Source organism: Flavobacterium sp. I-STPP5a (assembly GCF_009764685.1).
Classification (GTDB): domain Bacteria; phylum Bacteroidota; class Bacteroidia; order Flavobacteriales; family Flavobacteriaceae; genus Flavobacterium.
Genome location: NZ_VHLM01000024.1, coordinates 1 through 7,449, shown reverse-complemented (window position 1 = coordinate 7,449; position 7,449 = coordinate 1). Strand labels below are relative to the sequence as shown.

Here is a 7,449-nt window from a genome sequence, read left to right as displayed (position 1 = left end):
TAGAGTTACTTACTTAAAAAACACTTATATTTATAGTAAATACAAGGATATGGAAAGTATATTTCAGGGGGAGAATATTTTAGAGTTCATAAAGACATTCCCAGACGACCAAAGTTGCCGTGAATTTATAGCCAATGAGAAGTGGAAAGACGGCTATAGATGTAAACGTTGCGAGAATACGAAGTATGTTTATTTTGAAAAACACAATAAAAGAGAGTGTACCAAATGTAGATATAAAGAGAGTGCAACGGCAGGAACTCTTTTTCATAGAGTTAAATTTGGAATTCAAAAAGCATTTTGTATTGCCTTTGAAATGACTTGTACAACCAAATCAATATCCTCAACTCAAGCGGCAAAACGCTATGGAATAACTCAAAAGACTTCTTGGTTGTTTATGCAAAAAGTAAGACTTGCGATGAAGTCCTCAAAACAGTATCCAATGACAGGAAATGTACAAGTTGATGAATTTGTAGTTGGCGGAAAAGAAACAGGAAAACAAGGTAGAAGTTACGATAGCAAAAAGGCAAAAGTTGCTTGTGCTGTTGAGCTGACAGATGAAGGAAAGATAAAAAGAGGTTATGCAAATGTTATTGATGATTATTCTGCAAAGTCAATAAAACCATTATTTGACGAGCATATAAGTAAAGATGCGAATATTAAAACAGACCAATGGACAGCTTACAAAATAATAGCAAAGAGCTATAACATCGTCCAAGAAAAAAGCGTTCCTGGGAAAAACTTCAAAGAAATGCACACTATTATTCATCAGGTAAAAACTGCAATAAGAACGATTCAATCACACGTCAAAAAGGAACATCTCCAAAAATATTTAGATGAATATTTTTATCGACTGAACAGGTCAATTTACAAAGATTCTATTTTTGATAATATATTCAAACGATTAGTCTCACATCCGCATCAGGGTTGGAAGCAAATCGTAGTCATTAAGTAAGTAACTCGAAAAATTAATATACCTTTTTTTTAAATATAACTTTTTTTTTATTATTGATATCTTATTGAACAAGTACAAATACTCGTGAATTTCAATATTTTTATCATTCTCACATAACAGTGTTACATTATGTAGAGCACCACTAATACTAGTTATTAATGGTCTATTTGTAAAAATAAAAAAATTATTGTTAGTTAGATGTCGAATATAAAAATCAAAGTCAACTACCCATTTTAAATTTTCATCATAGATTAAATTTATATTTCTTCTATGTATTATCGAACTCGGTGGACCTATAAAATTTCCAGTAAAAAGAATATAAGGGTCTTTAAATAAATTTTCAATTTGCTCAGCGGTTGGACAATGTATCCAAGTTTTATCTTTATTAATGTTCACAGCTATAGCTGCACTAAATGCAAAATCAGAATTGGGGTTTTCATCTAACATTTTCACAAATTCAAACAAACTATTTTCATCTGTAAAATAATCATCATGGTGCATTATTTTAACATATTCGCCCAATGATTTTCTTATGGATTCATTCCAATTTTCAGGGCTTCCCAATGGAATTTCATTTTTGTAATACTGTATTTTTCCTTCAGATTGATATTTTTGCACTAACTCAGAAACAATATCTGTGGGTGAATCATCTGTAATAATTATTTCATAATCAGTATAGGTTTGCTTTAAAACGGACTCAATGGTTCGTTTTAAATATTGTACCTGATTATATGCAGGAATGCAAATAGATACTTTAGCCATTAGTTATTTTTCGTGCTATACAAATAATAAAATCTTTTTTTTCTAAATTTTTTTGTATGTCATGAGTATCATAGTTTTGATACTGGAAACTTTCAGTTTTCAATCCTGCTTCATGTAACCATCCATTAATTTTATTTTCATCAATATCAAAGGTCAAATGAAAACCAAGCTTTATTGCCCCTGCACTTCTTTCCTGCCTATAGGGTGTTGAAAAGATCAGTTGTCCATTTTCTTTAAGCGATTTAGCGAATATTTTTAATAGCAATTTAATATCCTCTTCAGCAAAATGTTCGATAGTTTCAAAAGATATTATGGTGTTGAATAAATTATAAAATTTAAGATTCAATAAATTTTCATTTAAAAAACTAATATTAGTTTTTCTCTTATACCGCTCTCTAATTGCTGTAATTACTTCACTATCCAAATCTGCTCCAATAACATTATTTGCTTTGTCTGAAATCATTACGGACCCATATCCTGTTCCACAAGCAAAATCACCGCATACATCTCCAGAATTAATGATATCCTTCGCATATTCATAACGCTTGTAATGATTTTTTTGATAGACATCCAATTTATCAAAATTAAAAACTCGTTGTAATTGAATATCTACTCTTTCTCCGTTGTTCCCCAATGGATTAGATTTATTAAAATCATAAGTATCTCCTTTAACTAATAAATTTTTTTTAATTCCACTTACAACTCTGCTTATAATACTTCTCATTTTATCTTTTTTAAATATCCGTTTACATTGAATGTTGCATTTTTACCAAACATATCACACCATTTTCTATCAACAATATATTCTGGATAACTTGGCAAAAATTCGCGAATTGCTTTAAGTGGGCCGCCTTCATATTCTTTTTCTAATCCTAATTCATTAATAATTCCATCTTCAATTATGAAGTAGGAACCTACTGATACAATACCGTGAAATTTGTTTAACACTCCGAGAGTATCTTTATAAATATGCGATGCATCTTCAATAATCAAAACTTTGTTAAATCCCTTCGCTAGATTTAGGTCATAATTATCCCAGCCTTCTGTAAAGAACTTTATACGTTTATGTTCCTTAACTTTTGGATCTGCCTGAGAAATAATATCAATAGTATGCACAATCCCTTTTCCCAAACTATCAAGCAAGTCAGCAATGTAAAGTGCCCCTCCACCGATATTAGTACCTATTTCAATTACCAAGTCCGGCTCCACCTCACATATAATCATTTGATAGATAAGATAATCAAATGGGCATCTAATAGCTTTAACACCTTTGTAAGTAACGTGATGATGTCCGTCAGAAATAGATTGTATTGAAATTTTGATTTCTTCGTCTTTAGGTATTCTTTTTTTAAACATGCTATTTTAAATTATACTTTTTGATTCCCACTTTAATAGTGGCCTTATTATTCCAGGTAAACTCCCAACATAATCCCCGCGCGTTGGACTATTATCTACATCATCAATCAAATTAAAAGCAATAACATCTTTCTCGTGAAAATGTACTATAAAAGGGTCATGAGTAACCAAGGCAACACCTACTAAAATAACACCTTCAGAAAGTAAATTCTTAGGAATCCAGGCTGTCGTTTCATATACCCCACATTTCTTTTTATCACTATAGTTAATTGTATTATTCTCATGAGCATCGAAAATATTTATACCATTTCTGTCATAAAAATTAAAAGCTCCATGTATTTTATTACCTTCTTCAATTACTTCATATTGCATAGTAATACCCACAGACTCTATAATTTTAAAATTTTCTTTAGCTTCTAAATTTTTATTATGAGCTTTGACATCTATAATTCTTACGATATTACTGAATAAATTTTTATCATTCCATTTTTTATAAGAACTTGTCCCGTATTCAGATTTCAAATAATTATCAATAACTTTTGAAGTAATATCATAATCAATGATTTTTCCGTTTTTTAACAGTATCGCTTTACTACACAATCTCATAATTGAATCCATATTATGGCTCACAAATAAAACGGTTCTTCCCCCTCTAGTAGAAATATCTTGCATTTTGCCAATGGCTTTTTTCTGGAATTCAGCATCACCTACGGCCAAAACTTCGTCTACAATTAAGATTTCAGGCTCCAAAAAAGCTGCTACTGCAAAGGCCAAACGCACGTACATCCCGCTACTGTAACGTTTTACGGGCGTATCAATGTACCGCTGACAACCTGAAAATTCGATTATTTCATCGAGTTTTGAGGTAATTTCTTTTTTGGTCATCCCTAAAATAGCACCATTCAAAAAAATATTTTCGCGACCAGTCATTTCGCCATTAAAACCCGTCCCCACTTCAAGCAAAGAAGCCACACGACCACCAAACTTAATGCTACCTGTTGTAGGTGCCGTAACACGAGACAAAATCTTAAGTAAGGTTGACTTACCAGCTCCATTTTTACCAATAATACCTATCACTTCACCGCGCTCAATTTCAAAATTAATATCTTGTAGCGCCCAAACATAATCACTCTCCGCTTTGGTAGATCGATCATTGGTATCCCCAATTTTCAAATAAGGATCTTCCTTACCCCGAATTTGGTGCCACCATCGATTCAAATCGTGAACTATGGAACCGGTTCCAACAGTACCCAAACGGTATTGCTTTGAAATATTTTCTGCTTTTAATATAATGTCTTTCATAATGTGCGAGAAGTGAATAAGGAATAGTTTAAATGATCTTACTATTCATAATTACGCTTCATTTTACTTTTCTTTATAGTATCTGTATTTTTTTTACTCACTTGATAAAATTGCACTTAACCACTCACAATTCACTCCCCATTTTTTTCATACAATGCTTAAATTCAATAAAAATCTTTTTAAAATAAATGAGTTGCTAGTTAAGAGTTTCTGTTTGTATCACAAACCTTAACCGAATTGCAATGACATATTGCCTTTACTAACTCCGAAACTTTTACAGCTCTTTATCTCCTTTCATTAAAGCGAATGTAGTTGTTTTTGATGGTAAGTTAACTACTGCTTTTCTCATTTGACTTAGTAAGCCACACTTCTCATCATCATAAATAACTAGGCTATTCCGTCCCGTTCACTTGTAACACTAAATCCGTACTCTTTATCAAGACCTTTAACTCTTTATATATATAGAGTAGTTAGGGTAATCAGTAGCACTTTAATTACTTTCGTGTTTCATCTCTTACTCAGTATTCCCAACTATTCACATCTCAATTTAAAGTTTTAACTATGAACTTTTCACAACTTACAAATCACTTCTCACTACTAAATTCTCTCTTTATACTGTATCAATAAATTTCTTTTCCGTATGATTGAACAATAACAGTCCCACTAGAAAAACTCCTAAAGAAAAAAATAACGTATACACCATTCCCCAAATAGGAAAACTTCCTGTACTAAGCAGCATGTATCGTGTTGCCTCGATGCAGTATGCTAAGGGGTTGTATTGTACTAGCCAAGCATAATTAGGTATTTTAACAGCAATTAAATCCAAAGGAAAAAAAACGGCCGAAATATACATTAATAACTGAACACCAAAACCTATTAAATACGTTAAATCCCTATACTTAGTAACAAGAGACGAAATCATCATTCCAAAACCCAAACCTAAAACTCCTAAAAGAACAACTACAAAAGGAAAGCAAAGAGTCCATGAATTGGTAGAAATTGAAGCATCTTGACTGTAATAATAAATAAAAAAACAAATAAATATAAAGAGCTGGATAAAAAATTTAATCAAATTGGATAAGACCACGGTTAAAGGGGCGATGATCCTAGGAAAATAAACCTTACCAAAAATCCCAGCATTTGAAGCAAAAGTATTAGAAGTACCCGTTAAGCAAGCGGTAAAATAATTCCAAACCGTAATACTAGCTAAATTAAACAAAAATGGAGGCACAGATCCTGTACTTATTCCTGCTAAATTATTAAAAACAATAGTAAAAGTTAGACTAGTAAATAAAGGTTGAATGAAATACCAAAGGGGTCCCAAAACCGTTTGCTTGTAAACGGTAACGATATCGCGTTTCACAAAAAGGAACAATAAATCGCGGTACTGCCACACCTCTGCTAAGTTGAGTGAAAAAAATTTATTCTTAGGTGTTATTTCAAACAGCCACGTGGTATTGGTATGTTCGTTCGGCGTCATTATTAGTGAAATATAATTTAAAATTAGAGGTTTGTAGATATCTTAAAAAAAACTCAAATCTGATCAAATAAAAAAATAGTCGAACAAACTATGTTTATTGTGCTAAATAAATAATAGGTCAACTGAAATATATAACTAATTGGAAAGATAAATTGTCACAGTATAAAAATATGAAACAATTATTAAAATGTTTTTTAATCTGTATTAATCTTTCAAATCCGTGGTACGAAAATATTTAAGCATGTCTCGTATACGACATTAATTTTTGGCCGTTACTTAGCAGTAAACGGTATTATGCCAAACCAATCAACAAGAACTCAAATAGTATGTACAATATTATAAATTCCAGATTAAGATTTTAAGCTCAAAATAGCGAATTTTACATCTGAAAAATACTTACTCACAATCAACCGAAGTAAACTTAAATTTAACACGATCAAAATCAATCGGTTCCCCTTTAACAAAATAAGTAGCACCCATGGTCGTCTGCATTTTTCCATTTCCCAAAACAAGAGAATCATTACGCTTCAAAAAGGCCATAGGATTTTTAAAGGTTATCTTTTCATTTGTTCCTTCAATAAAAGTATAACTAACTAGTAAAGTATCACCACTAAATACTCCTGAAAGTTTGCCTTTCTTGACTGCCGTATTATAAAACTTCATGACCATATCCCCATTGACCTTACCATCTTTAAAGGTATTTAATTCCAACTGAATGCTGTCTTTTTCATAAACAGATACGTAACAAGCAACAGAAAGTGGTTTTTCTTGATTTGAAGCTTTCTGAATCGATCTCTTTTCTGAAGTTGTATTTTGACAACTTTGAAAGCCAATACCAACAAACAGTACACCTAAATAAAATATATTTTTCATATCATTTGAATTTAAAACAGCTTTGCTAAGTTACAAATAAAAAAAAGAAAGCATCCTTAAAAATACCAAGTAAAATTAAAATAAAGACTTGTATAACCGACAAAACCCTCCAACACGACAGTGTTGAAGGGTTTCTCTATGTACTCAGAGCGGGACTTGAACCCGCACGAACATTGCTGTTCACTGGATTTTAAGTCCAGCGTGTCTACCAATTTCACCATCCGAGCTGGTTGTGGTACCTCCAGGGATCGAACCAGGGACACATGGATTTTCAGTCCATTGCTCTACCATCTGAGCTAAGGTACCTTACTTGTATAAAGTAATGATATAAAAAAAGCCCATCCGATTAGAATGGGCTTTCAAAGAAAGGCGACGACATACTCTCCCACATAACTGCAGTACCATCTGCGCAGGCGGGCTTAACTACTCTGTTCGGGATGGGAAGAGGTGAGCCCCGCCGCAATAACCACCTTAAGGTCGTTTTGCAATGGGTAATTGACTTTGGTCAATTAACATTACACAATATCTTAACATACTGAGATAAAGAACATAAAAAGTATTAGAAAGTTTCTTCTCCCGACCGTAGTCGGGAGAAAAGGTGTACATAAGCTTACGGGTTATTAGTACTACTCGACTATGACATTACTGCCTTTACATCTATAGCCTATCAACGTGGTCATCTCCCACGACCCTTAAAAGAAATCTCATCTTGTGGTGGGTTTCG

The 7,449-nt window shown here is 32.4% G+C and carries 7 protein-coding genes, 2 tRNA genes and 2 rRNA genes; 1 reads left to right on the top strand and 10 read right to left on the bottom strand.

Annotated features, from left to right (window positions below; all coding sequences use genetic code 11):
• Positions 1 to 49: 49 nt before the first annotated feature.
• Positions 50 to 952, top strand: a complete 903-nt coding sequence (locus FJV36_RS05960; RefSeq protein WP_158728025.1) for an IS1595 family transposase — start codon at positions 50 to 52, stop codon at positions 950 to 952.
• Here the strand turns inward: FJV36_RS05960 and FJV36_RS05955 are convergent.
• The 10 genes from FJV36_RS05955 to FJV36_RS05910 form a co-directional block, all read right to left on the bottom strand.
• Positions 908 to 1,714 (bottom strand): glycosyltransferase, encoded by an 807-nt coding sequence (locus FJV36_RS05955; RefSeq protein WP_158980912.1) that lies wholly within the window; start codon positions 1,712 to 1,714, stop codon positions 908 to 910. The two genes, FJV36_RS05960 and FJV36_RS05955, sit on opposite strands and share 45 nt — an antisense overlap.
• Positions 1,707 to 2,438, bottom strand: a complete 732-nt coding sequence (locus tag FJV36_RS05950; RefSeq protein WP_158727917.1) for a bifunctional 2-polyprenyl-6-hydroxyphenol methylase/3-demethylubiquinol 3-O-methyltransferase UbiG — start codon at positions 2,436 to 2,438, stop codon at positions 1,707 to 1,709. The genes FJV36_RS05955 and FJV36_RS05950 overlap by 8 nt, the downstream gene beginning before the upstream one ends.
• Complete coding sequence (locus tag FJV36_RS05945) at positions 2,435 to 3,070, bottom strand: CmcI family methyltransferase (RefSeq protein ID WP_158727916.1); 636 nt, start codon at positions 3,068 to 3,070, stop codon at positions 2,435 to 2,437. Before FJV36_RS05945 ends, FJV36_RS05950 begins: the two co-directional genes overlap by 4 nt.
• A gap of 6 nt (positions 3,071 to 3,076) precedes the next feature.
• Positions 3,077 to 4,372: an ABC transporter ATP-binding protein gene (locus FJV36_RS05940; protein WP_158727915.1), complete on the bottom strand. Its 1,296-nt coding sequence runs from the start codon at positions 4,370 to 4,372 to the stop codon at positions 3,077 to 3,079.
• Between the two features lie 610 nt (positions 4,373 to 4,982).
• A complete protein-coding gene (locus FJV36_RS05935; protein ID WP_158727914.1) occupies positions 4,983 to 5,852 on the bottom strand; it encodes an ABC transporter permease in 870 nt (289 codons plus the stop codon).
• A gap of 396 nt (positions 5,853 to 6,248) precedes the next feature.
• Entirely contained in the window at positions 6,249 to 6,725 is a 477-nt protein-coding gene (locus FJV36_RS05930) for a hypothetical protein (RefSeq protein ID WP_158727913.1), read from the bottom strand.
• A gap of 141 nt (positions 6,726 to 6,866) precedes the next feature.
• Positions 6,867 to 6,952 (bottom strand) — tRNA-Leu (locus FJV36_RS05925).
• Positions 6,953 to 6,958: 6 nt separating this feature from the next.
• Positions 6,959 to 7,031: transfer RNA gene (locus tag FJV36_RS05920), tRNA-Phe, on the bottom strand.
• 58 nt (positions 7,032 to 7,089) lie between these two features.
• Positions 7,090 to 7,199: ribosomal RNA gene (gene rrf / locus FJV36_RS05915) — 5S ribosomal RNA — on the bottom strand.
• Positions 7,200 to 7,325: 126 nt separating this feature from the next.
• Positions 7,326 to 7,449: ribosomal RNA gene (locus FJV36_RS05910) — 23S ribosomal RNA — on the bottom strand; the annotation flags it as partial.